26 protein-coding genes and 1 tRNA gene are annotated in these 25397 nt (G+C 58.3%); 18 read left to right on the top strand and 9 right to left on the bottom strand.

The annotated features are described in order from the left end of the window. Window positions 1-36 precede the first annotated feature (36 nt). The 8 genes from eno to ABZS45_RS06005 all read left to right on the top strand — a co-directional run bounded on the left by eno (window position 37) and on the right by ABZS45_RS06005 (window position 8181). Window positions 37-1314 carry a phosphopyruvate hydratase gene (gene eno, locus ABZS45_RS06040; RefSeq protein WP_412101059.1) on the top strand — a complete coding sequence of 426 codons (1278 nt, stop codon included), beginning with the start codon at window positions 37-39 and terminating at the stop codon, window positions 1312-1314. 235 nt (window positions 1315-1549) lie between these two features. Further along, entirely contained in the window at window positions 1550-2053 is a 504-nt protein-coding gene (locus ABZS45_RS06035; RefSeq protein WP_412101058.1) for a septum formation initiator family protein, read from the top strand. A 34-nt stretch (window positions 2054-2087) separates the two neighbouring features. Next, a complete protein-coding gene (locus ABZS45_RS06030; protein WP_412101057.1) occupies window positions 2088-2636 on the top strand; it encodes a DUF501 domain-containing protein in 549 nt (182 codons plus the stop codon). A gap of 16 nt (window positions 2637-2652) precedes the next feature. Further along, window positions 2653-3615, top strand: a complete 963-nt coding sequence (locus ABZS45_RS06025) for a Ppx/GppA phosphatase family protein (protein ID WP_070646294.1) — start codon at window positions 2653-2655, stop codon at window positions 3613-3615. A 78-nt stretch (window positions 3616-3693) separates the two neighbouring features. Then, window positions 3694-3770 (top strand) — tRNA-Leu (locus tag ABZS45_RS06020). Window positions 3771-4025: 255 nt separating this feature from the next. Further along, on the top strand, window positions 4026-4826 hold the full coding sequence (locus tag ABZS45_RS06015) for a Bax inhibitor-1/YccA family membrane protein (RefSeq protein ID WP_412101056.1): 801 nt from the start codon (window positions 4026-4028) through the stop codon (window positions 4824-4826). A gap of 1073 nt (window positions 4827-5899) precedes the next feature. Next, complete coding sequence (locus ABZS45_RS06010; RefSeq protein ID WP_412101055.1) at window positions 5900-6337, top strand: DUF3558 family protein; 438 nt, start codon at window positions 5900-5902, stop codon at window positions 6335-6337. Window positions 6338-6690: 353 nt separating this feature from the next. After that, window positions 6691-8181 carry a hypothetical protein gene (locus ABZS45_RS06005; RefSeq protein ID WP_412101054.1) on the top strand — a complete coding sequence of 497 codons (1491 nt, stop codon included), beginning with the start codon at window positions 6691-6693 and terminating at the stop codon, window positions 8179-8181. Window positions 8182-8273: 92 nt separating this feature from the next. Here the strand turns inward: ABZS45_RS06005 and ABZS45_RS06000 are convergent, their stop codons facing one another. From ABZS45_RS06000 to ABZS45_RS05990, 3 genes are all read right to left on the bottom strand, one after another. Then, on the bottom strand, window positions 8274-8531 hold the full coding sequence (locus tag ABZS45_RS06000) for a hypothetical protein (protein WP_070447056.1): 258 nt from the start codon (window positions 8529-8531) through the stop codon (window positions 8274-8276). A gap of 49 nt (window positions 8532-8580) precedes the next feature. Then, window positions 8581-9102, bottom strand: coding sequence for a transcription elongation factor GreA (gene greA, locus ABZS45_RS05995; protein ID WP_010187368.1), 522 nt, complete (start codon window positions 9100-9102; stop codon window positions 8581-8583). Window positions 9103-9219: 117 nt separating this feature from the next. After that, window positions 9220-9711: a DUF4307 domain-containing protein gene (locus tag ABZS45_RS05990; RefSeq protein ID WP_216379857.1), complete on the bottom strand. Its 492-nt coding sequence runs from the start codon at window positions 9709-9711 to the stop codon at window positions 9220-9222. Window positions 9712-9803: 92 nt separating this feature from the next. Between ABZS45_RS05990 and mca the strand changes: the two genes are divergently transcribed. The 3 genes from mca to ABZS45_RS05975 are packed head-to-tail and all read left to right on the top strand — an operon-like array spanning window position 9804 to window position 11783. Next, window positions 9804-10694, top strand: coding sequence for a mycothiol conjugate amidase Mca (mca, locus tag ABZS45_RS05985; protein ID WP_412101053.1), 891 nt, complete (start codon window positions 9804-9806; stop codon window positions 10692-10694). A 3-nt stretch (window positions 10695-10697) separates the two neighbouring features. After that, window positions 10698-10991, top strand: coding sequence for a hypothetical protein (locus ABZS45_RS05980; RefSeq protein ID WP_010187365.1), 294 nt, complete (start codon window positions 10698-10700; stop codon window positions 10989-10991). Window positions 10992-11012: 21 nt separating this feature from the next. Further along, entirely contained in the window at window positions 11013-11783 is a 771-nt protein-coding gene (locus tag ABZS45_RS05975) for an isoprenyl transferase (protein WP_070447051.1), read from the top strand. A gap of 15 nt (window positions 11784-11798) precedes the next feature. On the opposite strand, the gene coaA is transcribed toward ABZS45_RS05975, so the two are convergent. Next, complete coding sequence (coaA, locus tag ABZS45_RS05970; protein ID WP_412101052.1) at window positions 11799-12725, bottom strand: type I pantothenate kinase; 927 nt, start codon at window positions 12723-12725, stop codon at window positions 11799-11801. Between the two features lie 196 nt (window positions 12726-12921). Between coaA and glyA the strand changes: the two genes are divergently transcribed. After that, on the top strand, window positions 12922-14223 hold the full coding sequence (gene glyA, locus ABZS45_RS05965) for a serine hydroxymethyltransferase (protein WP_412101051.1): 1302 nt from the start codon (window positions 12922-12924) through the stop codon (window positions 14221-14223). On the opposite strand, the gene ABZS45_RS05960 is transcribed toward glyA, so the two are convergent. Beyond that, complete coding sequence (locus ABZS45_RS05960) at window positions 14220-14540, bottom strand: DUF5997 family protein (protein ID WP_412101144.1); 321 nt, start codon at window positions 14538-14540, stop codon at window positions 14220-14222. The two genes, glyA and ABZS45_RS05960, sit on opposite strands and share 4 nt — an antisense overlap. A gap of 98 nt (window positions 14541-14638) precedes the next feature. Between ABZS45_RS05960 and ABZS45_RS05955 the strand changes: the two genes are divergently transcribed. The 5 genes from ABZS45_RS05955 (at window position 14639) to ABZS45_RS05935 (ending at window position 19659) form a co-directional block, all read left to right on the top strand. Further along, on the top strand, window positions 14639-15340 hold the full coding sequence (locus ABZS45_RS05955) for a LysR family transcriptional regulator substrate-binding protein (RefSeq protein WP_412101050.1): 702 nt from the start codon (window positions 14639-14641) through the stop codon (window positions 15338-15340). A gap of 135 nt (window positions 15341-15475) precedes the next feature. Next, window positions 15476-16105, top strand: coding sequence for an LGFP repeat-containing protein (locus ABZS45_RS05950; protein WP_412101049.1), 630 nt, complete (start codon window positions 15476-15478; stop codon window positions 16103-16105). A 333-nt stretch (window positions 16106-16438) separates the two neighbouring features. Then, the gene (locus ABZS45_RS05945) at window positions 16439-17797 is read left to right on the top strand and encodes a PhoH family protein (RefSeq protein WP_412101048.1); all 1359 of its coding nucleotides are present in this window, start codon (window positions 16439-16441) and stop codon (window positions 17795-17797) included. A 71-nt stretch (window positions 17798-17868) separates the two neighbouring features. Beyond that, a complete protein-coding gene (locus ABZS45_RS05940; RefSeq protein ID WP_412101047.1) occupies window positions 17869-18444 on the top strand; it encodes an N-acetyltransferase family protein in 576 nt (191 codons plus the stop codon). An 81-nt stretch (window positions 18445-18525) separates the two neighbouring features. Further along, complete coding sequence (locus tag ABZS45_RS05935; RefSeq protein ID WP_412101046.1) at window positions 18526-19659, top strand: hypothetical protein; 1134 nt, start codon at window positions 18526-18528, stop codon at window positions 19657-19659. A 76-nt stretch (window positions 19660-19735) separates the two neighbouring features. Here the strand turns inward: ABZS45_RS05935 and ABZS45_RS05930 are convergent, their stop codons facing one another. The 4 genes from ABZS45_RS05930 to glpX form a co-directional block, all read right to left on the bottom strand. Beyond that, window positions 19736-21310, bottom strand: coding sequence for an MDR family MFS transporter (locus ABZS45_RS05930; RefSeq protein WP_412101045.1), 1575 nt, complete (start codon window positions 21308-21310; stop codon window positions 19736-19738). Then, complete coding sequence (locus ABZS45_RS05925; RefSeq protein ID WP_412101044.1) at window positions 21304-21927, bottom strand: TetR/AcrR family transcriptional regulator; 624 nt, start codon at window positions 21925-21927, stop codon at window positions 21304-21306. The genes ABZS45_RS05930 and ABZS45_RS05925 overlap by 7 nt, the downstream gene beginning before the upstream one ends. A 155-nt stretch (window positions 21928-22082) precedes the next feature. Continuing rightward, on the bottom strand, window positions 22083-23483 hold the full coding sequence (locus ABZS45_RS05920; RefSeq protein ID WP_412101043.1) for a class II fumarate hydratase: 1401 nt from the start codon (window positions 23481-23483) through the stop codon (window positions 22083-22085). Window positions 23484-23580: 97 nt separating this feature from the next. Further along, window positions 23581-24600, bottom strand: a complete 1020-nt coding sequence (gene glpX, locus ABZS45_RS05915; protein ID WP_070447033.1) for a class II fructose-bisphosphatase — start codon at window positions 24598-24600, stop codon at window positions 23581-23583. Between the two features lie 201 nt (window positions 24601-24801). Between glpX and ABZS45_RS05910 the strand changes: the two genes are divergently transcribed. Then, window positions 24802-25392, top strand: coding sequence for a DUF4245 domain-containing protein (locus tag ABZS45_RS05910; RefSeq protein WP_412101042.1), 591 nt, complete (start codon window positions 24802-24804; stop codon window positions 25390-25392). Window positions 25393-25397: the final 5 nt, after the last annotated feature.

The raw sequence follows: 25397 nt of genomic DNA, 5'->3' as shown, positions 1-25397 counted from the left end.
CCAAGATCAATTTGGCTCTATAGGAGTGAAAGCAGCATGGCTGACATCATCCACGTAATGGCACGCGAAATTCTTGATTCCCGCGGCAACCCCACCGTTGAGGCTGAAGTCTTCCTCGACGATGGCGCACGCGGTGTCGCCGGCGTTCCGTCTGGCGCTTCCACCGGTGTTCACGAGGCTCACGAGTTGCGCGACGGTGGTGACCGCTACTTGGGCAAGGGCGTTCTTAAGGCCGTTGAGAACGTCAACGAAGAGATCGCTGATGAACTTGCCGGCTTCGAGGCCGATGACCAGCGCCTCATCGACCAGGCCCTGATCAAGCTGGACGGCACTGAGAACAAGTCTCGCCTCGGCGCCAACGCCATCCTGGGCGTTTCCATCGCAGCAGCTAAGGCCGCTGCCGAGTCTGCCGGCCTGCCGCTCTACCGTTACGTCGGTGGCCCGAACGCCCATGTCCTGCCCGTTCCAATGATGAACATTCTCAACGGTGGCTCCCACGCTGACTCCGGCGTGGACGTCCAAGAGTTCATGATCGCCCCGATTGGCGCGGAGTCCTTCTCCGAGGCGCTGCGTCAGGGCACTGAGGTTTACCACGCACTCAAGAACGTTATCAAGGACAAGGGCCTGTCCACCGGTCTGGGTGACGAGGGTGGCTTCGCTCCGTCTGTCGAGTCCACCAAGGCAGCGCTCGATCTCATCGTTGACGCAATCAAGAAGGCTGGCTTCGAGCCGGGCAAGGACGTTGCTCTTGCACTAGACGTTGCTTCCTCCGAGTTCTTCAAGGACGGTAAGTACCACTTCGAGGGCGGCGAGCACACCGCTGAGGAGATGGCCAAGGTTTACGAGGATCTCGTTGCTAAGTACCCGATCGTGTCCATTGAGGACCCGCTGCAGGAAGATGACTGGGAGGGCTACACCAAGCTCACCGAGACTATCGGTGACAAGGTTCAGATCGTTGGCGATGATTTCTTCGTCACCAACCCGGCCCGCCTCCAGGAGGGTATCGACAAGAAGGCTGCTAACGCTCTGCTGGTCAAGGTCAACCAGATTGGTACCCTGACCGAGACCTTTGACGCCGTCGAGCTGGCTCACCGCAACGGCTACCGCACCATGATGTCCCACCGCTCTGGTGAGACCGAGGACACTACCATTGCTGACCTCGCAGTCGCCCTGAACTGTGGCCAGATCAAGACGGGTGCTCCGGCCCGCTCTGAGCGCGTAGCCAAGTATAACCAGCTGCTGCGTATTGAGCAGGAGCTGGGCGATGCCGCTGTTTACGCCGGCCGCTCCGCATTTCCGCGCTTCCAAGGCTAAGTTTGCCACTAGCTTCTCATGGCAGTCTTCTCGGACTGTCCGCTGAGCTAGCGCTAGTTCAGAAGGTGTCACAGGAAACTGTGGCACCTTTTGCGTTGGGAGGGCAGCCGCAGAGCCCAAGTTGACGCGGCACACGTACCGGAACAGACTTTGAATTTCTGTGACACGTGTTATTTCTGAGACACGACGCGCGCCGCACAGCACTGGGGCCGGTCCGGGATACAATGGCTTCCCGATGGCACGCACTATTTCTCCTCGTACAAAGCGCCGGAACACCGTTCCGGTACACACGCGTGCCCGCGATGCGCAGCGCACCAAGCGGAAGAAGACCCCGGTCCAGCCTAAAGGCCTGGACATTCTGGGCGTCGGTGTGATCATTGCCGTTGTTCTCGTAGTCTTGTTATCCATTGCTGTTCCGCTGCGCAATTACTACCATGGACAATCAGAAATTGCCCGCTTAGAAAGCTCTATTGCCGCCAAGCAGGCCCATAAGGATGAGCTCCTCACCGAGATTGATAAGTACAACTCGGAGGAGTACGTCAAGCAAGAGGCGCGTCGCCGGTTCGGTGTGATGGATGAGGGTGAAACGGCCTTCCGCATCATGGATCCGCGCATGGACTCGGGTGACACGGTAACCTCGGAGCGCCGCGAGGATACCGATGACCGCGAGTGGTACGCGGTGTTGTGGGATTCTGTAGCGGAAGAAGTAGAGAATCAGCCGCAAGCCCCTGCTGAATAGGACTCAACCATTCCTCCGTGTCACAATGGTTCCTATGACCGTGACCGATGCTGATCTTGAAGTCGTCCGCGAACAACTAGGCCGCACCCCACGTGGCGTCGTGGACATTGCATACCGCACTCCGGACGGAGCCCCGGCGGTGATTAAGACCGCGCCTAAGCTTCCCGACGGCACCCCGTTTCCCACCCTTTACTACCTCACCGATCCGCGCTTGACCGCCGAAGCATCGCGCCTTGAGGTTGCCCATGTCATGAAATGGATGGAGCAGCGCCTTGCAGAGGATGAGGACCTGCAGAAGGATTACCAAGCCGCGCATGAACACTACCTGGCAACCCGCAACGCCATGGAAGACCTAGGTACTGACTTTTCCGGTGGTGGCATGCCTGAGCGCGTGAAGTGCCTTCACGTCCTCATCGCGTATGCCCTGGCGGAGGGGCCAGGCCGCGTACGTTTCGGCACCGAAGCCGTAGCGATGGCCGCAGAACACGGTAAACTTCGAGGAAGCGCCATCCCAAAGGATTGGCCCACCGTGGGGGACCTGGGCATTGATATGGCCCAGTTCGATTTTTCTAACGCCGGTTAAGAGAAAGGCTAGCCTTATGACACGCGTCGCTGCTGTCGACTGCGGAACCAACTCCATCCGCCTGCTTATCAGTGAGATTCAGGAAGATGGAAAGATCCGCGATATCTCCCGCACGATGGAGATCGTTCGTCTCGGACAGGGCGTCGACGCCACCGGCGAGTTTGAACCAGAGGCCCTTGCGCGGACCCGCGCGGCGCTCGAGGGCTACGTCAAACAGATGAAGTTTGAGAAGGTTGAGCGCGTGCGGATGGTGGCCACCTCAGCCACCCGCGATGCCAAAAATCACCGCGAATTCTTTGACATGACCGAAGAACTGCTCGGTCAAGTCCAGCCTGGTGCTCGTGCGGAGGTTATCTCCGGCGAGGAGGAAGCACTGCTGTCCTTTACCGGCGCGGTGGGGGATCTGCATTCTGAAGAGGGCCCATATTGCGTTATCGATTTGGGTGGTGGTTCGACGGAGTTCGTCGTTGGCACCATCGACGGTGAGATTCTCGGCTCCCACTCGGCACAAATGGGATGTGTGCGTCTTACCGAGCGCATCATGCGCAATGATCCGCCCACCGAAGCGGAAATTGAGATCGCTACGGATTATGTGGCTGAGCGCATGGCCGAAGTCGAGAAGATCGTTCCTATCGATAAAGCCCTGACCTTCGTTGGCTGCGCCGGTACGTTTACGACTCTTTCCGCGCTGGCCCAGGGAATGGAGCGCTACGATGCCGATTCCATTCATGGCTCCGAGCTGCGTTTCGACGCCCTGCGGGTGCTCACCCGACAGATGATTGGTCTGCCTTCGGATGTTCGCGCTCTCAACCCCGTCATCCACCCTGGACGCGCGGATGTCATTGGCGGTGGATGCGTGGCAGTCGAGGGCATCATGACGATGATTGAACGCAATAGCGAGGCACGTTCTTTCTTCATCAGTGAGAAAGACATCCTCGATGGCATCATTACTGGCCTTGCAGCAAAATTAGCGGGCTAAGGCCGGAAGGCTACGCAGAAGCCGACCCTATTTTCAGTTCATGACTATCCGTGCCCTAAGATAAGTGAGCACGGTTTGGCCCCCATAGCCCAATCGGCAGAGGCAGTCGACTTAAAATCGATTCAGTCTGGGTTCGAGTCCCAGTGGGGGCACCATGACCAGCGGAAACGATGGTCCAATCAAGGGGGTGGAGATTGAAAACCCAAAAACTCTCTATCTAATCAGAACAGTTGTTGCGGGGAAGAGCAGTGCTTGTCGACGATTCCCTGTTAAGCATGGATAATTTTGCGAATTTTGGGATTTTGGGAACTTCCTAGCAATGGGGAGCGTTGATCCTAGTGAAGTGAAAGACAAGGCGGCCCCGAGTGGCCGCTTTTTAGAGAACGACTGTGAAAGGAATCGGGATTCGCGTGCGTTCTAGTAACCCCGTCATGAGTTCCCTCTCGTCCAGCCAAAGCCAGACCCAGGTTAACCCCTACGGTCAGAGCGACAATCCGTTTAACCAAGGAAACCGTAGCGCCGATCGTCCGCTGACGGTTGATGATGTCGTGACCAAGACTGGTATTACTCTTGGCGTCATCATCGTAATGGCCGTACTTAACTTCGCCATTGGTGAGTTGATTAACCCGGGCATTGCGATGATTCTTACCTTGGTTGGTGCGCTGGGCGGTTTCATTACTGTTCTCGTCTCAACGTTTGGCAAGAAGTTTGGTTCCGCTGCGGTGACGTTGATTTACGCCGTGTTTGAGGGCCTTTTCGTGGGCGGCTTCTCGCTCATGTTCGCTGGCGTATCCTTCGGTAACTCCGATGGTATGGCGCTTATCGGTCAGGCCATCATGGGCACTGTAGGTGTATTCATCGGCATGCTGATGGTCTACAAGACCGGTGCGGTCAAGGTCACCCCGAAGTTCAACAAGATCATGTTCGGCCTTATTGCCGGTGTGGCAGTGTTGGCGCTGGGTAACATGCTGGGTGCTATTTTCTTCGGCTTCAACCCGCTGCGTGATGGCGGCATGCTCGCCATCATCTTCTCCCTTGTCTGCATCGTCTTGGCTTCGCTGTCCTTCATGACGGACTTTGACCAAGCTGATCGCCTTATCCGTCAGGGCGCTCCGGCTCAGTACGCCTGGGGTATCGCTCTTGGTCTGGCTGTGACCTTGGTCTGGCTCTACACCGAGATTCTCCGTCTGCTGAGCTACTTTAGGGACTAATCAGTCTCATAACGCTATTGCGAACCGGTGGCCGGAACCACAATCTTTGTGGTTCCGGCCACCGGTTTCTTTTCTGAGCCGCGAACCTTCTATTGGGCACAGCGCCGGCTATAGGCGGAGCGTTCTTTCTTTCGCCTCAGTGCTAAAACCGTCGAAGCTGGCCAGCTGTTAGCACGAATGTTCCTAAAGTTCCGTGTGTGATTGTGTATTGATTCCGCTCGGTGCGTTAGTCATTTTCCCCGCGCTACGTGGATGGCCATCCACGTAGTTATGCTTGTGAAGCCAAAGGTTCTCCTGGTGGCTATGGGCGAAATGTTCGATTTATCGAAGCTTGAGAGAAGTCAATCAGGGGTTATGTGGGTTGCCGCTCGTCTGCTGGCAATGGTGTGACTGTTACTAAACCGCAGTGTCGCGTGGTTGTGCCATTGCCATTTCCTTGCGTGTTGATGGAACTAGCTGGGCTTTTAAGCGGAGCTTGAGGTGTTGTCTAGGGGGATCATCTGAGGTGGCTGGCTTCCTGCTTTCCTATTGGAAAAACGACACCCGAAAGTTAACAGTGTTGTAATTAGGGGACCCCCACTTGGTTATAATCGGCAGCTCGGTCACATGTAGATCACTGCTGGCGTCCAAATTTCTTACAGGCTACGACCAGCGATTATTTATAAAAGTTCTATTAATGTCGTCGAATGGGTGTTCTGTCGGGAAATATTGCATGAATCTTTTTTGGCTCTGGCGCGACATCTTGATAGTTCTCATGCATTCTGGTCGCAGAAGCCGCTCGAAGCTTTCAGCTTCAGCGAGGGGCTTCTAATGGTCAGGAAAATTGGTTGAAAGGAAACCATGAAGCGAATCGGGGGCCTAGTGCTGGTGGCAGTTTGTATCGGGGTGCTGTCCAACTGTGCATCTCCGCTAGGTCTAGGTGCTCGCGACCATGGTGATAATCCGGGGGACTTTCACAATGTTCCTGGCGATAACACCGGCGGTGGCTCAGGGGACTCGGGGGTCGCTGATGCCACCGCCACGAGGTTGCGGGAGTCGCAGGCTTCAAGCGACGAACCTCGTGCGGGAGAGGGGTGCTGCCGCCTCTCGGTGAATTTGATCGTACGGTGCCGGGATTCCAAGTGTTTGATCCATGTACCACGGAGACTCTAGCGGTGTTTGAAGACTCGGGCTTAGTGTCTACTGGTTCGGTTAAGCGCGAAACTGGATATCGGTCTTGTCAGTTTGAGGCGCAGGAACGGGATGGAAGTAAAGCTAGCGTGACTATTGCATCAAGGGATTTCACTCTCTCTGAGGTTCGCTCTACGTTCCCCGATGGGGTGGAGGCGACCGGAGAGGACGCCAAATCAATCTACCTTGTCGAGGAATCGTTTATAACGAACGCGACCTGTACCGGGTATGTGGGGACTGTACAGGGGACGCTCTCAATCTCTTGGACCAACTTGTCCGACGCTATTTCGATAGAAGATAACTGTAAAAACGTTGAAAGGTTAGCAAGCGCCGTTATCTAGTTTGATGGCGCTCGGGGGAAGCAATGATTATTAATCAAGAAGATTTAAATCAACAAGTCGACGCAATTAACAATCTGGGTCAAAATCTAGCTTTGGCCACGCAAAAGGCGAATAGCCCACTCGATGGAGGCTTCTCCACGGTGATCGGCCTAAGTGAAGTTGGTGCAATCCACCAGCGTGTGCTGGCAACGGACCCTGGGTCCGCGCGGAATTCTTTGGAAGGATTTAGGGGGCAGGTTTCTTGGCTCGGGGAAGCTCTTCAAACAGAGCTAGCAAGCTTCGAATCACAAGACATACTTACCAGCCGGGGGCTGGATGTCGCTGATGCTGGCGGGGGAGGCGGTGCAGCGTCGATGCCGATAGTCTCGCAACCGGATCCGGGCTATAGTCCGTTTGGGTTTACTGTTCCGATCGTGGACCCGGGAACGTCCATCATGGGCCTGGCATCGAATCTGTTCAGCACTCGCTTCTGGGATGTGTCCGAAGCGAATGCGCGGTGGGGAGCGCTGAGTGGGGAAGTCGCTGATATCGTCGCTGGACTTGAGCGCTCAGCCGCGTCCTTAGAATCGGAGAATGACAGCGAAGCTACTACACGAGCGGCACAAAAAATTCGTGAGGTCGCACAGGCAGGAACGCACTTCATCGCCAACGCAAATGTCATGCAGCAGAAGCTATTTGGCTTCCAAGCGCAGCTAGTGAACGTTCAACCCGAAGCCGTTGCCCTGGCATTCGAGGTGGCCGCAATTCCAGATCCTGTTGCACGCGCTGCTGCTGAAAAAGCAGCATTGACCTATATGCAGGGTGTTCTGCAGCAGCAAGTGATTTCGGCTATGCCGTATCAGCATGCACTCATGGATGCGGCACCGCCCAGCGGCGGTGGGGACACCAGCACTCATTTTGGAGCCGTCGCGGGCGACGGAAACCAGTACAACACAGATGGGGTTGCCTGGCCCCAAAAGATTGCTGAAGCAATCGAGAGTGGTGCTGTGGGGCCTGGGTCTTTCAATGTTGCCAATGGTCAGATCCAAGGGCTTGAAAGCGTCGGGATGGGCGCTGAGGATATCGCGAAGCTTCATGGTGATTTACATAATCGTGGGCGCAGTATCCTCAACGACCTAGGCTTTGGTGAAGCGCTGGCACCCATCAATGCAGCCGAGGTAAACACGTCGGCCGCTAGTGCGGGAATCGGGTCTCTTAACCCAGTTCACGGCACGATGACAGGAGCCACGACTGCTCCGGGCGGTGCGCCTTATGCGGCGAGTGGTCTCAATGGGTTGGGATCGGTCGGTCTCGCTGATGGACGTGGCAACCAGCTTCCCGGAGGAATTGCGGGACTCAGTGGTCGTTTGCCGGAGGCATCAGCGAATCCAAACACTTCCGCGGCGGGCTTGGGCGGCTTGAATTCCTCCTTCGGCGGGCCGCAGACCGGAACACATCCGGTACTCGGTGGACTTCCCGGGGCCGTAACAGGGGCTGGTCAGCAGCGGGAGGGGCGGGCGTCGCTAAGCGGCAATGGCCTCCTGGGCGGTAATGCAGGCAGTGGTGCCGTTGGTGTGGGTGGCATGGGCGGCGTGGCCGGTCCTGGTGCCGTCGGCAACGCCGGTGGTGTCGTGGGTGCTGCGGGCGGAGCGCACGGTGCGAAGTCGGGTGTTGGCAATGCCCGTGGTGCGGGGATGCGCATGATGCCGTTGATGGGTGGGATGGCACGTGGCGGCGATGGTGAGCGGCGGATCAAATCCGTTACCACGCAGGTAGAGCGCGATCCCAACCGCCGCGACCTATTAGGCGAAGCCCCTGCGGTGCTGCCAGGGGTTATTGGGGATTGGGCCCGCGAAGAAAACTAGGTGCAAGGCGGTGGAGGGGAAGTGCCCTCAAAACGCTAAAAGCGGCGCCGGATTATTCGGGGCGCCGCTCTCGCTTTAAGATGCCGTTGAGCTTACTGCTGAACCGGGGCAGTGGTGTATTCAGCCGGAGCTACCGCGGTCTCGGTGGCAGCTTCGGTGCCAACGACGTCGGTGGCATCTGCAGACTCGGAGGATTCGGCTGCGCCGGCTCCCGGGGCCTCACCGGTGAAGGTAGCACCGGTGTCGACCTTTTCAGTGGAATCCTGCTCGCTCGGCGGGTGGCAAGCAGCAAGGGTAAGACCAGCAGAGACAACCAGACCAGCAGCAGCGAAACGAGTGAACTTCTTCATGGGGATAAAACTCTTTCTCAGAAAAACGGTGACCTAAGAGCAGTATAAATTAGGACTTGCGCGGAGTTGCGGCCTTTGCGGAATCATAAGGTGCAGCGGAGACCACGGTCACCGACAAGGTCTTGCCATTCGGCGCGGTGTACTCGCGGGTCTCGCCCTCGGCAGCACCCAGAAGGGCAGCGCCCAGCGGGGACTGCTCAGAGTAGGTCTCCAAGTCCTTGTTGTCGGAAGCAGCAGCGCGGGTACCAATGAGGAAGGTCTCGCGGTCCTCTTCGTCACCGTTGTAGTAAACGTGGACCACCGAACCGATGTGGGCAACGCCCTCCTGGACGGCGGTGCGCTCGGTGGTGGAGTTAGCCAGAACCTCGGAGATCTGCTTGATGCGGGCCTCTTCCTGGTCTTGCATCTCGCGTGCGGCGTCGTAACCCGCGTTCTCCTTAAGGTCACCCTCCTCGCGGCGCTCATTAATTTCCGCGGCGACGACCGGGCGGTGGTCAATCAGGGCCTGCAGCTCGGCCTCGAGCTTGGCCTTGGTTTCCGGGGTGATGTATTGCTTCTGCTGCTCAGCCATAGTGCAACCTTCCGTATACGGTTTCTAATGAACACTTTTATTTCTCAAAGAACGGGCGCAAAAGTGCAGGTGGCGCAGCCCATTCAGAACGCTCAACATACTAGCACAGCTGGGCTTTTAGTTGTCGGTTGCCTCACCCGCTGTATCCATTGCGCTGGTATCGAGATAAGAAGGAATATTTCCAGAACAACCGTAGACGCCACCGGCGACAGCCGGGTGGTTGGTGGGGATGTCCACTGCGACGCGCTGGGCAGACTCGCCGCCGGCCGGCACGGCAATTTCGCGGCGGCCGACCTCCGCTTTGGAGTAGTCAAAAGCCTGCACGATGCAATAAGCAGGTTCTTCAACGCGGTTGCGTGTGATGTCTACCCAAATGCGCATGGAGTCATCGGAGAGGATCTCGTGTGTGACATAAGATATATCTGCGTTGACCTTCTGCTGGCTGCGGAAGTACTGGACGCCAAAGACAACGGCCGCGACGAGCATGGCCAAAAACACCAGTACCAGTGCCCGGTTGGTCCACGAGCCTCCCTTGAGCGGAGAGTGGTTCGTGGAGCCATAGCGGTACTGTGAACGTGCGGAGCGAGAAGCGGGTTGGGCGTCAGACATGAGTCTGATTCTATCCAACGGTCGCCGCGAAGCTACTATCCACTAGACTGGGCGTCTGTTTAAAGAAGCAATCTAGGGAGATGTAGCACCCAGTGAGTACAAAGCGCCTTTTGGCTATTCACGCGCACCCTGACGACGAATCCTCGAAGGGTGCGGCGACAACCGCGAAATATGCTGCGGAAGGGGCGGAGGTCCTCGTCGTCACCTGTACCGGTGGTGAGCGTGGGGATATTATCAACCCGGCCATGGACCGCCCTGGTGTCCTTGAGAATATGGGCAGTATTCGTCGAGAGGAAATGGCGGAAGCGGCCGCTGCTTTGGGCGTGCAACACCGCTGGCTTGGGCACGCGGATTCGGGCCTTCCCGGCAACCCGCTTGCGCCTAATATTAAGGACCTGCTCCCCGAGGGCTGCTTTGCTCTCAAGGAAGATGATGAGGTAGCCCAAGAGCTGGTGGAGATTATCCGTGAGTTCCGCCCCCACGTCATCATTACCTATGACGAAAATGGCGGCTACCCACACCCGGATCATCTCATGGTCTACCGAGCGTCTATGTTGGCGTGGGACAAGGCGGGCGATTCCGCGTACCACCCAGAATTGGGGGAGCCGTGGGAGCCGCTGAAGCTCTACTACACGCACGGCTTTGTGTATCAAAGGATGAAGATTTTCCACGACCTCCTTGTGGAGGAAGGAAAGGTGAGCCCTTATGAGCCGATGCTTGCGCGGTGGGATACCGCTTTCGGTGACATCATGGCGCGAGTGACCACGCAGGTAGAGTGCGCGGACTACTTCCAAAATCGGGAGGACGCTCTCCGCGCACACGCCACCCAAATTGATCCGGCCGGTGCCTTTCTTGCGACTCCGGTGTCCGTGCAGCAGGAGCACTGGCCTACGGAGGAATTTGAGCTGGCTAAGACCCGCGTTTCGACGGCGCTGCCGGAGGATGATTTATTTGCGGGAATCCCGGAAGTAGGGGAGGCTTAAAACATGAACGCTTTGTACTTCGCGGCGCATGACGTCGCCCTGCTCGCCCAGGGGAGCCAAAGCGGGCCGGTAGGACCAGAGTTCGGTAAGGCCTCGCCCATCGGTTTGCTCATTCTTGCCCTGATGGGCGTTGCCGTCCTCTTCGCAGGCTGGAATTTTCACCGCCGCTACTCGCGTTTCCGCCGCCGTACCATGTTCGCGCAGGATCACGGCATTGATCCTTTCGATGATGAGGCGGTCGATGCGGCTATGAAGGAAGCCGGCATCCTCGATAACAGTAAGAAGTCCATCTTTTAACGCAGAGGACGTTTCCCCACCGTGAAGTTCCTAAGCCAGCTCCTATATCCCCTGTATGAGGCGCGTCTAACGCGTGAGATTAAGAACAAACCGCAGCCACGCCACGTGGCAATCATGGCGGATGGCAATCGCCGCTGGGCGCGCGAGGCGGGCTTTACGGATATTAGCCACGGTCACCGCCAGGGAGCGCGGAAAATTAGTGAGATGATCTCTTGGTGCCAAGGCACTGACATTGAGGTCGTCACTATTTACCTGTTGTCGACGGAAAATTTGAAGCGCAGCGAGCAGGAAGTGCAGCTGCTTTTTGACATCATTTCTGATGTTGTCACGCACCTTTCCCAGGGCGATCTGGATTGCCAAATCCGTCTCGTGGGACACCTAGATCTGCTTCCTGAACAGGTTACCGCCAAAATGCAGTGCGCTGCTGAAGCCACAGAAGATCACCAGGGCGTCATCGTTAACATCGCGGTGGGCTACGGCGGGCGTCAAGAAATCGTCGATGCCGTGCAGAGTCTCATTCGTAGCGAAGCCGAAAAGGGATTGAGCGCTGAGGAGATTGCGGAGAACGTGACGGCAGAGGCCATCACGGGCAACCTCTACACCAAAGGTTTGCCGGACCCAGATCTCGTGATCCGCACCTCCGGTGAACAGCGTCTTTCCGGCTTCCTTCTGTGGCAGGCTGCTTATTCAGAGATTTGGTTTACGGATACGTATTGGCCCGCATTCCGCCGGGTAGATTTCTTGCGCGCTTTGCGCGATTATTCGCAGCGCTCACGCCGCTTTGGGCGCTAGCCCGATAATGCCCGCCTAGAGCTTGCGCATCCGCACTTGCTCCACCAAATGGTGTGAGCCCTTGCGTAGAACCAAGGAAGCACGCACTCGGGTGGGCAAAATATTTTCAATAAGGTTGGGCAGGTTGATGGACTGCCAGATTTCTCGGGCCTGCACGTAGGCTTCCTCATCCGTCATGTCCGCGAAGGAGGCAAAGTGCGCACCCGGCTCGCGGAAAGCAGTATGCCGGAGCTTGAGGAAGCGGTCAATGTACCACTTTTCAATGTCGTCGACTCGGGCGTCCACATAAACAGAGAAGTCGAACAGGTCGGAGACCATGAGGGTCGGACCGGTTTGCAGCACGTTGAGGCCCTCCAAGATGAGGATGTCCGGCTGCCGGACCTCCTGGAATTCCCCGGGGACGATGTCATAGGACACGTGCGAGTAGAGCGGGGCCGTGACTAGGGGTTTGCCCGATTTAACGTCGGTAACAAAACGCATCAGCGCGCGGCGGTCATAGGACTCGGGGTAGCCCTTGCGCTGCATCAACCCGTGTTCTTTGAGGTAGGCGGTGGGATAGAGGAAGCCGTCCGTGGTCACCAAGTCGACCTTCGGGTGGGATTCCCAGCGCTCAAGGAGTACTTGGAGCAGGCGTGCTGTCGTGGATTTGCCCACGGCAACAGAGCCGGCGACGCCGATGACGAAGGGCACGTGCGTCGGTGGATTACCCAAGAAGGCCTCGGTGGCCGCGGTGAGTTTTTGTCGGGCCTCCACCTGCATGTGAATGAGACGCGAAAGGGGGAGGTAAACCTCTGCTACCTCGGTGAGGTCGATGCGGTCACCAATGCCGCGGAGTTTTTCCACCTCATTTGCCGTTAGCACCTGTGGCATGGATTTACGCAGGGCACGCCACGTATCACGGTCAAAATCGAGGTACGGGCTCGCATCGGTCATTCGCGCCATGCCGACTATTGTCGCACTGCATCAGGCACCTAGTGCAATTGCCCCGAATGAAAAGATTCCTAGAGGCCCCCGCGCGGGGGATAGGGGCGTTAGGATGTAGAACTAGCTTCGGCGATTTCTAAAGCCGGTGGTGTTGTGCCGCGAGCGGGCACTGCTGGCGATCTTGACCATCTGTAGGAAGGGACACCACGCTTTCATGACGACTACGAACAATTCAGACGTGCGCTACCAGGAGATGCGCGATCTTGATCCCGAGGTCTTCGATGCTATCTCCGGTGAGATTGCTCGTCAGCGCGATACCCTCGAGATGATTGCCTCGGAGAACTTCGTCCCCCGCGCGGTTCTGCAGGCACAGGGCTCTGTTCTCACCAACAAGTACGCAGAGGGCTACCCGGGACGCCGCTACTACGGCGGCTGCGAGCACGTCGACGTCGTGGAGGATCTGGCACGCGATCGCGCCAAGGCGCTGTTTGGTGCGGATTTTGCCAACGTCCAGCCGCACTCCGGTGCCCAGGCCAACGCTGCGGTCCTGGCTTCGCTGATCCAGCCGGGTGACAAGATCATGGGCCTGTCCTTGGCGCACGGCGGTCACCTGACCCACGGTATGCAGCTGAACTTCTCCGGCAAGCTTTACGACGTTGCCGCGTACGAGGTTGACCCGGAGACCATGCGCCTCGACATGGACAAGGTGCGCGAGCAGGCCCTGGCAGAAAAGCCACAGGTGATCATTGCTGGTTGGTCCGCTTACCCGCGCACCATCGACTTCGAGGCCTTCCGCTCCATCGCCGATGAGGTCGGCGCATACCTGTGGACGGATATGGCACACTTCGCGGGCCTCGTGGCAGCTGGTCTGCACCCCTCCCCGGTGCCGCACTCCGATGTTGTGTCCTCCACCGTCCACAAGACTCTTGGTGGCCCGCGCTCTGGACTCATCTTGGCCAAGCAGGACTTTGCCAAGAAGATCAACTCCAATGTCTTCCCGGGCCAGCAGGGCGGACCGCTCATGCACGTCATCGCGGCGAAGGCTATCGCCCTCAAGATCGCGGCCACCGAGGAGTTCAAGGAGCGCCAGGAGCGCACCCTGGAAGGCGCGCGCATTCTGGCTGAGCGTCTGACCGCCGAGGATTGCACCAAGGCGGGCGTTGACGTCCTCACTGGCGGCACCGACGTGCACCTCGTCCTGGCGGACCTGCGCAACTCCGAGCTTGATGGCCAGCAGGCGGAGGACCTCCTCCACGAGGTGGGCATCACCGTGAACCGCAATGCGGTTCCGAATGATCCGCGCCCGCCGATGGTTACCTCTGGTCTGCGCATTGGTACCCCGGCCCTGGCTACCCGTGGCCTCGACACGGCGGCCTTTACCGAGGTGGCCGATGTTATCGGTACCGCACTGGCAAACGGTAAGAACGCGGACGTCGCCAAGCTGCGCGCCCGCGTGGAGAAGGTCGCCGCGGACTTCCCGCTCTACGACGGCCTTGAGGACTGGAAGCTGGTCTAAGCTTCCTTGCGCTCCTCAGCGTGAGCTTTCCGAGCGGCTTCGAGCCACTCGGGCTTTGCGCTGAGGAGTTCTTTAATTTCCGCGGTGGTGAGCGGGCGGTCCATCTCGTTCTTCTTCAGCGCGGTCACGGAGATCCCCAGCTTCTGCGCCACCACCGGGCGCGGGTGCGGGCCTTCTCGGCGCAGGGTTGCGAGCCATTCCGGCGGATTCTCCTGCAAGTCGCGCAATTGGGCGTGGGTTACTGCGTTGGCTTGAAACTCCTCCGGGGTGGCCGGCAGGTAGATGCCCAGCTTCTTGGCCGCGGTTTGCGCGCGCATGGCGGTACCGGAAGGCTGCTGGGTTTCGTTGGTCGGGGTTTCATTATTCGGGGTATCAGTCACGCTCACCACGCTAGCAGCACCGTAGTATGAGGTGCATGCTCCGCCTTGTCTTTTCCACTGGTACAGAACCCGGTAAGTGGTTTCGCCGCTACCGCGACTCGCATTCCCCCGAGTCCCTGGTGACCGTCGACGCCGATGATGCGCTGGCGGTTCTTCTCGCGCATGAGGCAGACCTCGCACTGACCCGCCTGCCGGATCCGCGAATCGACGACAGCTTCCATGTGGTTCGTCTTTATGAGGAGGCGCCTGGTATTGCGGTGCCGAAAGACTCGGTCTATGCGGAGGTGGGGGAGGACATCGCGCCAGCGGATGTTGCCGAAGAGATCGTGAACTACCGAATATCCGCAGACGGCAGCGTCGACGTTCCGGCCCTGTGCACCGCGCTCCAGGTCGTGGCAGCTAACGTGGGCGTGGCCATCGCGCCTCGACCACTGCTGAAGGTGCTGAGCAAGAAGCAGGTAGTCGCACTTGGGCTAGAAGACCCTTCCGTTGCGCGCACAGAAATCGCTTTGGTGTGGCGTCGGGCTGATGATGGTGACGAGATTCAGGATTTCGTTGGGGTGGCAAAGGGAAGGACGCGGAATTCCTCCCGCAACACGGCTGAGAAGCGCACAGCACGCGACAAAGCAAAAGCTAAGCAAGAACGCAGAAAGGCCCAAGGAAAGTCTCACAAGGGCTCGATTTCCAAACCGTTATCGAAAAGATATAGGGGTTCTCAACAGCGGAAACGTAGATAAAGAAAGCTCTTTGTTGTCAAATCACAGGTTCGATGGTGGCAAGACGTGCTGTCTAGGCCTACGGTGGGCTTCGTTCTCAACAAAAGTACTTAGAACAGTGCTCAACTAGAAGAGAAAGGCTTAAGAATGAAGAAGATGACTCGTCGTTTCGCTGCTGGTATCGCCGCCGCCACCCTGTCCCTGGGTGTCGTTGCTTGCTCGGATGCTGAGGATGCCGCTAAGGATGCTGGCGACGCCGCACAGTCCGCCGCGTCCGACGCTACCGATGCTGCCGGCTCTGCCGCTCAGGACGCTAAGGATTCCATGAAGGACTCCGAGTCCGCCGATCCTTCTGATGCTGAGGGTGCAGAGGATGCTGACTCCTCTGAAGCAGATTCTGCCGACTCGGAGGGCGGCGCTGAGGGCGACAAGGAGAGCGTATCCACCGCCAACGGTGATGTAGAGGTCCCGGCCGACTTCGCTCAGGCCATCAAGGAGAAGGCTGCTGAGTGGGGCGACCCGGAGTCCATCGAGACCACCGATGCCGGTAGCGTTGCCACCTTTGCCAAGGACAAGCTGCTGGCATTCGCTGAGGGCGAAGGCACCCAGCCGATCATTGGCAAGATCGCCGAGACCTGGACCGAGGAAGGCGGCCTTGAGAGCAAGGTAGGCCTGCCGACTGCCCCGGAGCAGGCCGAGGGCAACGGTTGGGTACAGGAGTTCACCAACGGCACCATCTCCTGGCTGCAGGGTGAGTCCGGCGAGTACGAGGCCACCATCAACTAAGGCTTAGCTCGTATGCAGCGGGATTAACCACCCGTTGAGCTTCTAAGACAGACTCCGCACTGATAGAACGGTGCGGAGTCTGTCGCTGTTTTCCATGGTCACGGCTTCGCGAAAGAATGAACTACTCCCAACTCGTGGGAATGGTGTGACTGTGGTGAATGCCGTTTTAAAACTGTTCATCTTGCACCCATGTAATTTCAACCTTCGCTCTCTAGCGTGGACGGTGTCCGGAGGTTAAGTGCAGTTTCCGGGCAGTTCGACAATCACCAGCTTCACCATGCCCTCCCAGGTCGATGAGTTGGGACGGGCATAAAAAGGGAGAACCCTGCCGCTATGACCAATCCTTCCGTCCTGACCGAGCAGCCGCACGAGGCCGCTGTGGCAACCAAGACCTATGTCATCGATACCTCCGTCCTTCTCTCCGACCCCTGGGCGTTGCGTAAATTCGCAGAGCACGATGTGGTTCTGCCCATCGTCGTTATCTCTGAGTTGGAAGGAAAACGTCATCACCCGGAGCTTGGCTGGTTCGCCCGCCAAGCTCTTCGCTTTTTGGAGGACCTCCGCGCCACTTACGAAGCTCTCGACCAACCGCTGCCCGTCAATGCCGCGGGCGGAACGCTGCGCGTGGAGCTTAACCACCAGGATCAATCCTTGCTGCCGGTGGCCTTCCGCGGGCCGGAGGGGGACCACAGAATCCTCGCGTGCGCGCTCAACCTACAGCATGAGGGGAAAGACACCGTTCTGGTGACCAAGGACGTTCCGCTACGTGTCAAGGCTGGCGCTGTGGGCTTGCAGGCCGATGAGTACCATGCACAGGATGTCGTGCTCACCGGCTACACCGGTATGGCCATAGTGCCCACCAGCGCCGAGGTTATCGATGAGCTCTACGGGGAAGGCGAGGTGCTTATCGACGGCTCCGTGACCACCGCCGGCACCCGCGTCGAAGACCTGCCGGTGCACTGTGGCGTGACTCTGCAGGCAGGCGGGCAGTCAGCACTGGGCCGTATGACGGCTGAGGGCACTGTTCGCTTGGTGCGTGGGGATAGCAATGTATTCGGTCTGCAAGGCCGTTCCGCCGAGCAGCGCGTTGCACTGGACCTCTTAGTAGATCCTTCCGTGGGCATCATGTCCATCGGCGGCCGAGCGGGCACGGGTAAGTCCGCGCTGGCATTATGTGCTGGCTTGGAAGCAGTGCTGGAGCGTGGTGAGCACCGCCGCATCGTGGTATTCCGCCCGATGTATGCGGTGGGAGGGCAGTCCTTGGGGTACCTGCCGGGCTCGGAGAGCGAAAAGATGAACCCCTGGGCCCAAGCAGTCTATGACACTTTGGAGGGCTTGGTTTCCGAAAATGTCCTGGAGGAAGTCCACGATCGAGGTCTTTTAGAGGTTCTCCCGCTGACCCACATCCGAGGCCGCAGTCTGCATGATTCCTTCGTCATCGTCGACGAGGCCCAGTCACTAGAGCGCAATGTGCTGCTCACAGTCCTTTCGCGGTTGGGCCGCGGCTCCCGTGTGGTTCTCACACATGACGTTGCCCAGCGCGATAACTTGCGCGTTGGTCGCCACGATGGTGTGCAGGCGGTCATTGAGAAACTCAAAGGGCGTGAGCTTTTTGCGCATGTCACCCTGCAGCGCTCTGAGCGCTCTGCCATTGCGGAGCTCGTCACCGATTTGTTGGAGGGTGAGAACTAACGCGTTCGCGCGTGGCGATCTCCCCACCCTCAGCTTGGCATTCATGCAGTACGCTCAGTAATAATTGTTTCATGAGCGACAACGCGAAAGACAAGAAGAGGGATTTCCGCATCCGTCCCTTCAACGCTGCAGACTACCCGCAGATGCGGGAAATCTATGAGCAGGGTCTTAACACTGGTCACGCTACCTATGAGACCCGCTCGTTGACCTTCGAGGAGTTTAAGAACGTCAAGATCATGTCGTCCGTCTTCGTCGCTGTTGAGGAAGACGATGACTCGAAGGTTCTCGGTTGGGTTTGCGCTGCGCAGGCGTCCACCCGTACCGTGTTCCACGGCGTGGTGGAGGATTCCATCTACCTGAGTAAGGAAGCCCAGGGCAGGGGTATCGGTGGCGCCTTGCTGGATCAGCTCATTGAGGTCTGCCGTGACTTGCACAAGTGGGCCATCCATTCGTGGATTTTCCCGGAGAACGAAGGCTCTGCTGGTCTCCACAAGTCCCGTGGCTTCGTCAAGGTGGGTACCTACTCCCACATGGCAAAGATGACTTATGGTGAGCTTGCCGGCCAGTGGCGCGATACCGATGTCTATGAGCTGCTCCTTCCGAAGCCGGAGGAAAAGAAGGCAGAAGCCAACCAGAAGAGAAAGTAATTATCTCACTTTTCCAATATCAGGGCAGGAGTGGGGATAGAATAGAACCTGTTCTCAACCACTCTCTATCGAAGGCGAATCATGGCTTTCCGCACCTCCGTGCTTGCCCTTTCTACCGCCGTAGCCGTGTCGACCGGTGCTTTCGCAGCGCCCGTTGCCACGGCTGCTGAGTTTCCATCTGCTGGCTCCGTCCCTGTGGCGGAGCTCGACGTTAACCACCCCAATGGTGCTTTGGCTTATGTCTTTGCTGAGCCCGTGATGCAGTCCGATATTGACCTGGTTACCCGCCAGGTTCGGCAGCTGCGCGGCAAGGCTTGGGACGATAACCTTCCCTTCAACGGCGGAACGCTGCGCCAGGCTGCTAGCGCCGCAGGTTTCCGCACCCGCGACGCCTATGTGAATTCCATCTCCTGGGATCGAGGTCTCGAGCACGCGGTAATGCAGCGTGCTGCCGAGGAGAACCTTGACTTCAACCATGAGAGGCTGCCAGGGGTTCCCCCATTCGGAGTCATCGGCAACCTGTTTGCAGGTGAAAACCTCACCACGACAGGAATGTCGGAGGCGATCGCATCGTGGTCGACCGATAAATACCAGGGCGCAAGCGAATGGGATATGCTCATCCGCTCTAATGGCCAATTCAATGAACGGACTGGACACCTCTACTCGATCCTCGATCCCACCCACGTAACATTCGCTCAAGCCCAAGTGGGGGAAGTGACCGCTGGTTTCTTCTCTAATCGCGATATGCCAGGTGAGCCCGCCCGCATTTCGGGCCGCCACGCATTCCCCATTGCCGTGCCGGAAAGCGCAGTCGGCAAAGCCGAGCTCATGACGACCGGTGGCACTTCTGTCGGAAGCCAAGGAAGCCTGGGATTGAGCATCGATGGATTCCGGGGAGCGACGCTGGGGGTTCCGGTGGCGTCGCCAAGCAGCAGCAATCCAGAGATCCTCGAAGTCAACGAGGACGGAACGTACACGGCCAAGTCTGAGGGCACCGCGACCGTAACCTTCAACACTTATGTGTTGCGTAACGGTCAGCCCCAGCTGTCATCCAACCAAGTCACCAAGACCGTGAAGGTGACCAAGAAATCTTCCCTCGGAAGCTCAAGCTCCGGCGGCACGGATGTGGGAACCATTGTTGGCATTCTTGCTGGAATTTTTGCACTCATCGGTGTGGCCGCCCAGGTAGCACGCCAAATGGGAATCCTGCGTTAAACTCTTAGAGCTGAAAAATCCTCGCCCGTAAATCTACGCGGCGAGGATTTCTTGTTGTGTGGGAAACAACGGTGCTCTAGTCGATGGTCTCCTTGAGGTGCTCCTCCCGCACCGGAAGGATGAGTAGGAGCGCAACGATGGCAATCGGCACCATAAGCAGGATCACGGGAGTGAGACCGTCGTTGTAGGCGTTGAGGATCACGTCGCGGATCGGGTCAGGAAGCTGTGCCACCATCGACGGGGTCAGGCTAGAGGAACCGCCGCCCTCGGCGCTGAACTTCTCTGCAAAGGGCGCGCCGGCCTTACCCATGGAGGCGATGGCAGCAGGCATATTGGCAGCCAACTCATCCTTCATGTTGTGGATGAATAGCGAGCCCACCAAGGAAGCACCCATGGCGGAACCAATTTGGCGGAAAAAGTTGTTAGCCGCCGTTGCAGTACCCACCAGTGCCACGGGGAAGGAGTTCTGAACGATGAGAACGAGCACTTGCATGACGAAGCCGAGGCCGATGCCGAAGACGAGGAACTCAGCGCCAAGCTGAGTCAGGGAGGTGTCCACAGTCAGCTTCGACATCCAGAACAGAGCGCCAGCCGTAATCGCGAGGCCAATGATGGGGTAGCGCTTGTAGTGGCCGGTTCGGGCGATGATGAATCCAACGGTGGTGGAGGTAGCGATCATGCCGAGCATCATCGGGATCATCATCAAACCTGCCTTGGTTGGCGTCAGGGTATGCACCATCTGCAGGTAGGTCGGCATGTATCCCAGCACTCCGAACATAGCCAAGCCCAGCACCATGCCGGCGGCCGTCGTGAGCACCATGTTGCGGTTCTTAAACAGCTGTACAGGGATCAGGGGCTCTTTAGCCCGCTTCTCGACGAAGACCGTGATGACGGCACCGATCACAACGATGACAGCCAAGGTGAGAATCAGCGGATCCGACCACTCGTATTGGGTACCGCCCCAGGTGGTCATGAGGATGAGTGAAGCGGTAGTGATAGCGATGAAGGTGGCTCCCAAAGCATCAAACTTACGCAGATCAGTATCGCCGACGCGCAGGCGCAGAACGAGCACGCACACGGTCATAGCGAGCAGACCAAGGGGAATATTCATCCACAGACCCCAGCGCCAGCCAGGTCCATCGGTGAACCAGCCGCCAAGGACTGGGCCGAGGACGGAGGACAGGCCGAAAACGCCGCCCATGATGCCCATAAACTTACCGCGCTCACGTGCCGTGGTGACCTCCGCGATGATGGACTGGGAGGAGATCATCATGAATCCAGCGCCGAAGCCCTGAATGGCACGGCCAATAATGAGTAGGTTCATCGAATTAGCGAAGCCGCCCACGGCGGACCCGATGACGAAGGTGGCAATACCGCCGATGTAGAGCCACTTGCGGCCCATCATGTCACCGAGCTTGCCGGAGATAGGCATAGCAATGGTCATGGTTACCAGGAAAGCGGAGATAACCCAGCTCATGTGGTCGACACCACCGAGCTCGCCGACGATTGTGGGAAGGGCGGAAGCGAAAATCATTTGCCCCAGGGAGCTCATCAACATGGTGAGCACGAGGGCAGAGAAGACGAGGGCAAGGTTGTTTTCCGGCTTGCCATTGTCAGTGTTGGCCACTGGCGGTTTCGCGGTAGCTACCATGAAAGTCCTTTCGAATAGTTGTTGATGAGTGTGAGTGCGGAGTCAAAGCGCTGCTCAAAGGGAATATCACAACTGAAGTCTGGCGAGGTGGTGGCCAACCAAAAAGCCTCACGGATGGTGACAGCAATGAGTAGTGCCTCCGTGTGCGGGGAGACATCCGGCATGGTCTTTAACGCTGACTCCTTCTCTAGCCGCTGGGTGAGAAGCTCAAGTACTTCGTTAGACTTGGCACGCTTTCTGCTTAAGGACGCCGCCGCTGCGTCCGCATCGCTGGAGATACGGCGGCGTCGTTCAGCAATTTCCTTATTGGCGTGCTGCCCATTGAGGTGTTCCTTGATGAGGCCTACGGCCAGCTTGAAGAGGTTCTCCGTGGGAGTTTCGAGCAGGTAGCTCTTTTGCTCCTGGGAGAACTCTTGACTGGGGTTGCCCAAGACGGCTGAGTCCTTGGAATCGAAATAATTAAAGAAGGTGCGCCGGGAAATTCCGGCTTTCTCACAAATCTCCTCCACCGTGACGGAGGCAAAGCCATGCTCGTCTACCAAGAGGGTGGCAGCATCCTCTATGCGCAGGCGGGTTTTCAGGCGTTTTTGCTCGCGTAATGACAGATCTTCTTGCACGGAGTGCAATCCTACACCCAGTGCAAGTTTGCACCAAGTGCAATGATGGTGATTTTGCTGATTACAGAGCTATCTCTATGTCCTAGAACACAGCGGTGGCGAAAATGGCGAAGCCGCCCTCCCGAAGGAGAGCGGCGGCGTGGGCGAAAGCGAACTTAGAAGTTATCGCGGTCGCGGTTGGTCATGGTGAGAACGTTGAGGCGCTCATCGAGTTCCTCTTCGGTGAGGTTCTCGCCGTCGACGAAGCCGAGGTCGATGACGGCTTCGCGGACGGTGATCTTCTCGTTCAGTGCGTGCTTAGCTGCCTTGGCGGCGTTCTCGTAGCCGATCTTGGAGTTCAGCGGGGTGACGATGGAGGTGGAGGACTCCGCAAACTTCTTCATGCGCTCCTCGTTGGCCTCGATGCCGTCAACGCACTTCTCAGCGAAGACGCGGGAAACATTAGCTAGCAGGCGGGAGGACTCGAGAACGTTGCGGGCCATCATCGGGATGTAGACGTTGAGCTCGAAGTGGCCGTTGGAGCCGCCGAAAGCAACAGCGGCGTCGTTGCCGATGACCTGGCTGACCACCATGGTGGCGGCCTCGCTCAGAACCGGGTTGACCTTACCCGGCATGATGGAGGAGCCCGGCTGCAGATCCGGGAGGTGGATCTCCGCAAGGCCGGTGAGTGGGCCGGAGCCCATCATGCGAATGTCGTTGGCAATCTTGTTGAGGGAGATAGCAACGGTGCGCATGGCGCCAGAGAACTCGACGAGGGCGTCGCGGGCAGCCTGGGCCTCGAAGTGGTTCTTGGCCTCGGAGAGCTGGTCAATGCCGGTGAGCTTCTTGAGCTCCTCGGTGACCTTTCCGCCAAACTCAGCGTCGGTGTTCAGGCCGGTACCGGTAGCGGTGCCGCCGATAGCCAGTTCACCCAAGCGCGGCAGGGTAGCCTCAACGCGCTCGATGCCGAGCTCGATCTGGCGAGCGTAGCCGCCGAATTCCTGGCCCAGGGTGATCGGGGTGGCGTCCATCAGGTGGGTGCGGCCGGACTTTACTACATCAGCGAATTCCTTGGCCTTGGCCAGCAGGGAATCGTGCAGGATTTTGAGGCCCGGGATGAGGTCATTCACTGCAGCTTCCGTTGCCGCAACGTGGGTTGCGGTGGGGAAGGTGTCGTTGGAGGACTGACCCATGTTCACGTGGTCATTCGGGTGAATCTCCACGCCGTTCTTGTGGGCGATGGAGGCGATGACCTCGTTGGTGTTCATGTTGGAGGAGGTGCCGGAGCCGGTCTGGAAGACGTCAATCGGGAAAGCATCGTTGTGCTTGCCCTCTGCAATCTCGGTGGCGGCGGCGATGATGGCGTCAGCCTTCTCTGCGTCCAGTTTGCCGGAGTCCTTGTTCACCTGAGCACAGGCAGCCTTCAGGAGGCCGAGAGCGCGAATCTGCGCATCCTCGAGACCGCGGCCGGAGATCGGGAAGTTCTCCACAGCGCGCTGGGTCTGGGCACGCCACAGGGCGTCTGCCGGAACCTTTACCTCGCCCATGGTGTCGTGTTCAATGCGGTATTCAGTCATGGATTCACCTTTTCTGTGAAATGAGTTTTTTGGGGTCTTTGTGTGCGCCGTGGCACGGCATTCATGGCCACCGTAGCACTCTTCCTAAGAAAGTGAACTAGCTTTCCTTATCGTGGGGGTTGGTGTAGTCGACCACGGAGTATTCCTGCAGCTTAGCCAGCTTATGGATGGAGTCGACATAGCGGATGGTGCCGGACTTGGAACGCATGACCAGAGAGCGGGTGGTGGCACCGTTCGGGCGGTAAGAGACACCGCGGAGCATATCGCCATTGGTCACGCCGGTAGCGGCGAAGTAACAGTTCTCAGAGGACACCAAGTCGTTGGTGGTGAGGACGCGGTCGAGGTCGTGGCCAGCCTTGCGAGCTTTCTCGGCTTCCTCCTCATCCTTGGGCCATAGCTTGCCCTGAATTTCTCCGCCCATGCACTTCATAGCGCAGGCGGTGATGATGCCCTCCGGGGTGCCGCCGATGCCCATCATGATGTCGATGGAGTTGCTGTCCTGGCAGGTAGCGATGGCGCCTGCGACGTCACCGTCCATGATGAGGCGAACCTTGGCACCGGCCTCGCGGATCTCACGGATGAGGTCATCGTGGCGCGGGCGGTCGAGAACGACGACGGTCAGGTCAGCCGGCTTGATGCCCTTGGCCTTGGCCACGGACTTCACATTCCATTCGACCGACTCATTGAGGTCGATCGCGCCGACTGCTTCGGGGCCGACAGCAATCTTCTTCATGTAGAAGACAGCGGACGGGTCGTACATGGTGCCGCGCTCGGCAGCGGCGATGACAGAAATAGCGTTCGGGCGGCCTTCAGCCATCAGGCGGGTGCCGTCCACCGGGTCAACGGCGATGTCCATCTCGGCGCCCTGGCCGGTGCCGACCTTCTCGCCGTTAAACAGCATCGGGGCTTCATCCTTCTCGCCCTCGCCAATGACGACGACACCGTTCATCTCGACGGAGTTGATGAGCTTGCGCATAGCATCCACCGCGGCGCCGTCACCTTCATTCTTCTGTCCACGGCCAACCCAGCGACCCGAGGCGAGTGCTGCCGCCTCGGTGACACGCACCAGCTCCATGGCTAGGTTGCGGTCGGGGATATAAGACGTGTTATCAGACATGTTTGATTAGTCCCTTTCTTTTCAGGTGGCTCGGCCCGGGGTGGGGGACAACCCGGAATACATATTTCATTCTTCCACTTTTCTTCCGGTTTCAAGCCCGAATGCCTCCCCCAGAAGTGGGATGTGGGGGTGCTTACTGCCAAAAGGGCAGGTAGGAGGTCGCTGTCGCATGTGGTGGAGCAGGCGTGACATACTAGGCGAGTGGCATCTGAAGATAAACCAAAGATTTTTGAGGACGCGCGCGATATCACCCTGACGGTGGGCGTCATCCTCATCATGATGTTCCTCGCGGTCGGAGCTACGGGGCTGTGCTCAATTAATCCGGAGAAGACGGGACCCGTGCAGAACGTGGATGCGGCCACCTTCCTGGAAATGGAAGCGCGCGGCAGCGGGGCTGTCATTAGGGAGCCGGATATGCCGGAGGGCTGGCAGCCCACCGCGGCGCGGCGCAAGCAGATGGGCGGCGAATCTGGTGCCGTGGTGAGTTGGCTGACGGCCAACGAGGGCTATGTCGAGTCAGCACAGACGCAGTTGGCGCTTGGCGATGTCCCCGGGGCTTATGACTCCAATTACCGTGCCAACTCCGAGCGGCGCGAGGTAGCGGGCCAGGACGTGGAAATTCTCAGTAGCGATGACAAAGACGTGCGCCCGCTGTGGATTACCGACTTGGGTGATGCCCGCCTCGTCCTCACCGGCTCTGCCTCCGATGCCGACTATGAAGCGGCCCTGACCGCATTTGCTGAGGCCGAGCCACTCCAGATCGCTGAGGATGGAAGCGTCATCAGCGACTAGGTTCC

This window comes from Corynebacterium aurimucosum (assembly GCF_046895345.1).
GTDB lineage: Bacteria > Actinomycetota > Actinomycetes > Mycobacteriales > Mycobacteriaceae > Corynebacterium > Corynebacterium aurimucosum_G.
Note: the sequence above shows the minus strand (reverse complement) of the source record. Positions and strands in the feature narration are given on the sequence as shown.

Bases quoted from the DNA above. Each gene is read 5' to 3' on its own strand.
- eno (WP_412101059.1), top strand. From the start codon at position 37: ATGGCTGACATCATCCACGTAATGGCACGCGAAATTCTTGATTCCCGC.
- ABZS45_RS06035 (WP_412101058.1), top strand. From the start codon at position 1,550: ATGGCACGCACTATTTCTCCTCGTACAAAGCGCCGGAACACCGTTCCG.
- ABZS45_RS06030 (WP_412101057.1), top strand. From the start codon at position 2,088: ATGACCGTGACCGATGCTGATCTTGAAGTCGTCCGCGAACAACTAGGC.
- ABZS45_RS06025 (WP_070646294.1), top strand. From the start codon at position 2,653: ATGACACGCGTCGCTGCTGTCGACTGCGGAACCAACTCCATCCGCCTG.
- ABZS45_RS06005 (WP_412101054.1), top strand. From the start codon at position 6,691: ATGCCGATAGTCTCGCAACCGGATCCGGGCTATAGTCCGTTTGGGTTT.
- ABZS45_RS06000 (WP_070447056.1), bottom strand. From the start codon at position 8,531: ATGAAGAAGTTCACTCGTTTCGCTGCTGCTGGTCTGGTTGTCTCTGCT.
- greA (WP_010187368.1), bottom strand. From the start codon at position 9,102: ATGGCTGAGCAGCAGAAGCAATACATCACCCCGGAAACCAAGGCCAAG.
- ABZS45_RS05990 (WP_216379857.1), bottom strand. From the start codon at position 9,711: ATGTCTGACGCCCAACCCGCTTCTCGCTCCGCACGTTCACAGTACCGC.
- ABZS45_RS05980 (WP_010187365.1), top strand. From the start codon at position 10,698: ATGAACGCTTTGTACTTCGCGGCGCATGACGTCGCCCTGCTCGCCCAG.
- coaA (WP_412101052.1), bottom strand. From the start codon at position 12,725: ATGGCGCGAATGACCGATGCGAGCCCGTACCTCGATTTTGACCGTGAT.
- glyA (WP_412101051.1), top strand. From the start codon at position 12,922: ATGACGACTACGAACAATTCAGACGTGCGCTACCAGGAGATGCGCGAT.
- ABZS45_RS05960 (WP_412101144.1), bottom strand. From the start codon at position 14,540: ATGCGCGCGCAAACCGCGGCCAAGAAGCTGGGCATCTACCTGCCGGCC.
- ABZS45_RS05955 (WP_412101050.1), top strand. From the start codon at position 14,639: ATGCTCCGCCTTGTCTTTTCCACTGGTACAGAACCCGGTAAGTGGTTT.
- ABZS45_RS05950 (WP_412101049.1), top strand. From the start codon at position 15,476: ATGACTCGTCGTTTCGCTGCTGGTATCGCCGCCGCCACCCTGTCCCTG.
- ABZS45_RS05945 (WP_412101048.1), top strand. From the start codon at position 16,439: ATGACCAATCCTTCCGTCCTGACCGAGCAGCCGCACGAGGCCGCTGTG.
- ABZS45_RS05940 (WP_412101047.1), top strand. From the start codon at position 17,869: ATGAGCGACAACGCGAAAGACAAGAAGAGGGATTTCCGCATCCGTCCC.
- ABZS45_RS05935 (WP_412101046.1), top strand. From the start codon at position 18,526: ATGGCTTTCCGCACCTCCGTGCTTGCCCTTTCTACCGCCGTAGCCGTG.
- ABZS45_RS05930 (WP_412101045.1), bottom strand. From the start codon at position 21,310: ATGGTAGCTACCGCGAAACCGCCAGTGGCCAACACTGACAATGGCAAG.
- ABZS45_RS05920 (WP_412101043.1), bottom strand. From the start codon at position 23,483: ATGACTGAATACCGCATTGAACACGACACCATGGGCGAGGTAAAGGTT.
- glpX (WP_070447033.1), bottom strand. From the start codon at position 24,600: ATGTCTGATAACACGTCTTATATCCCCGACCGCAACCTAGCCATGGAG.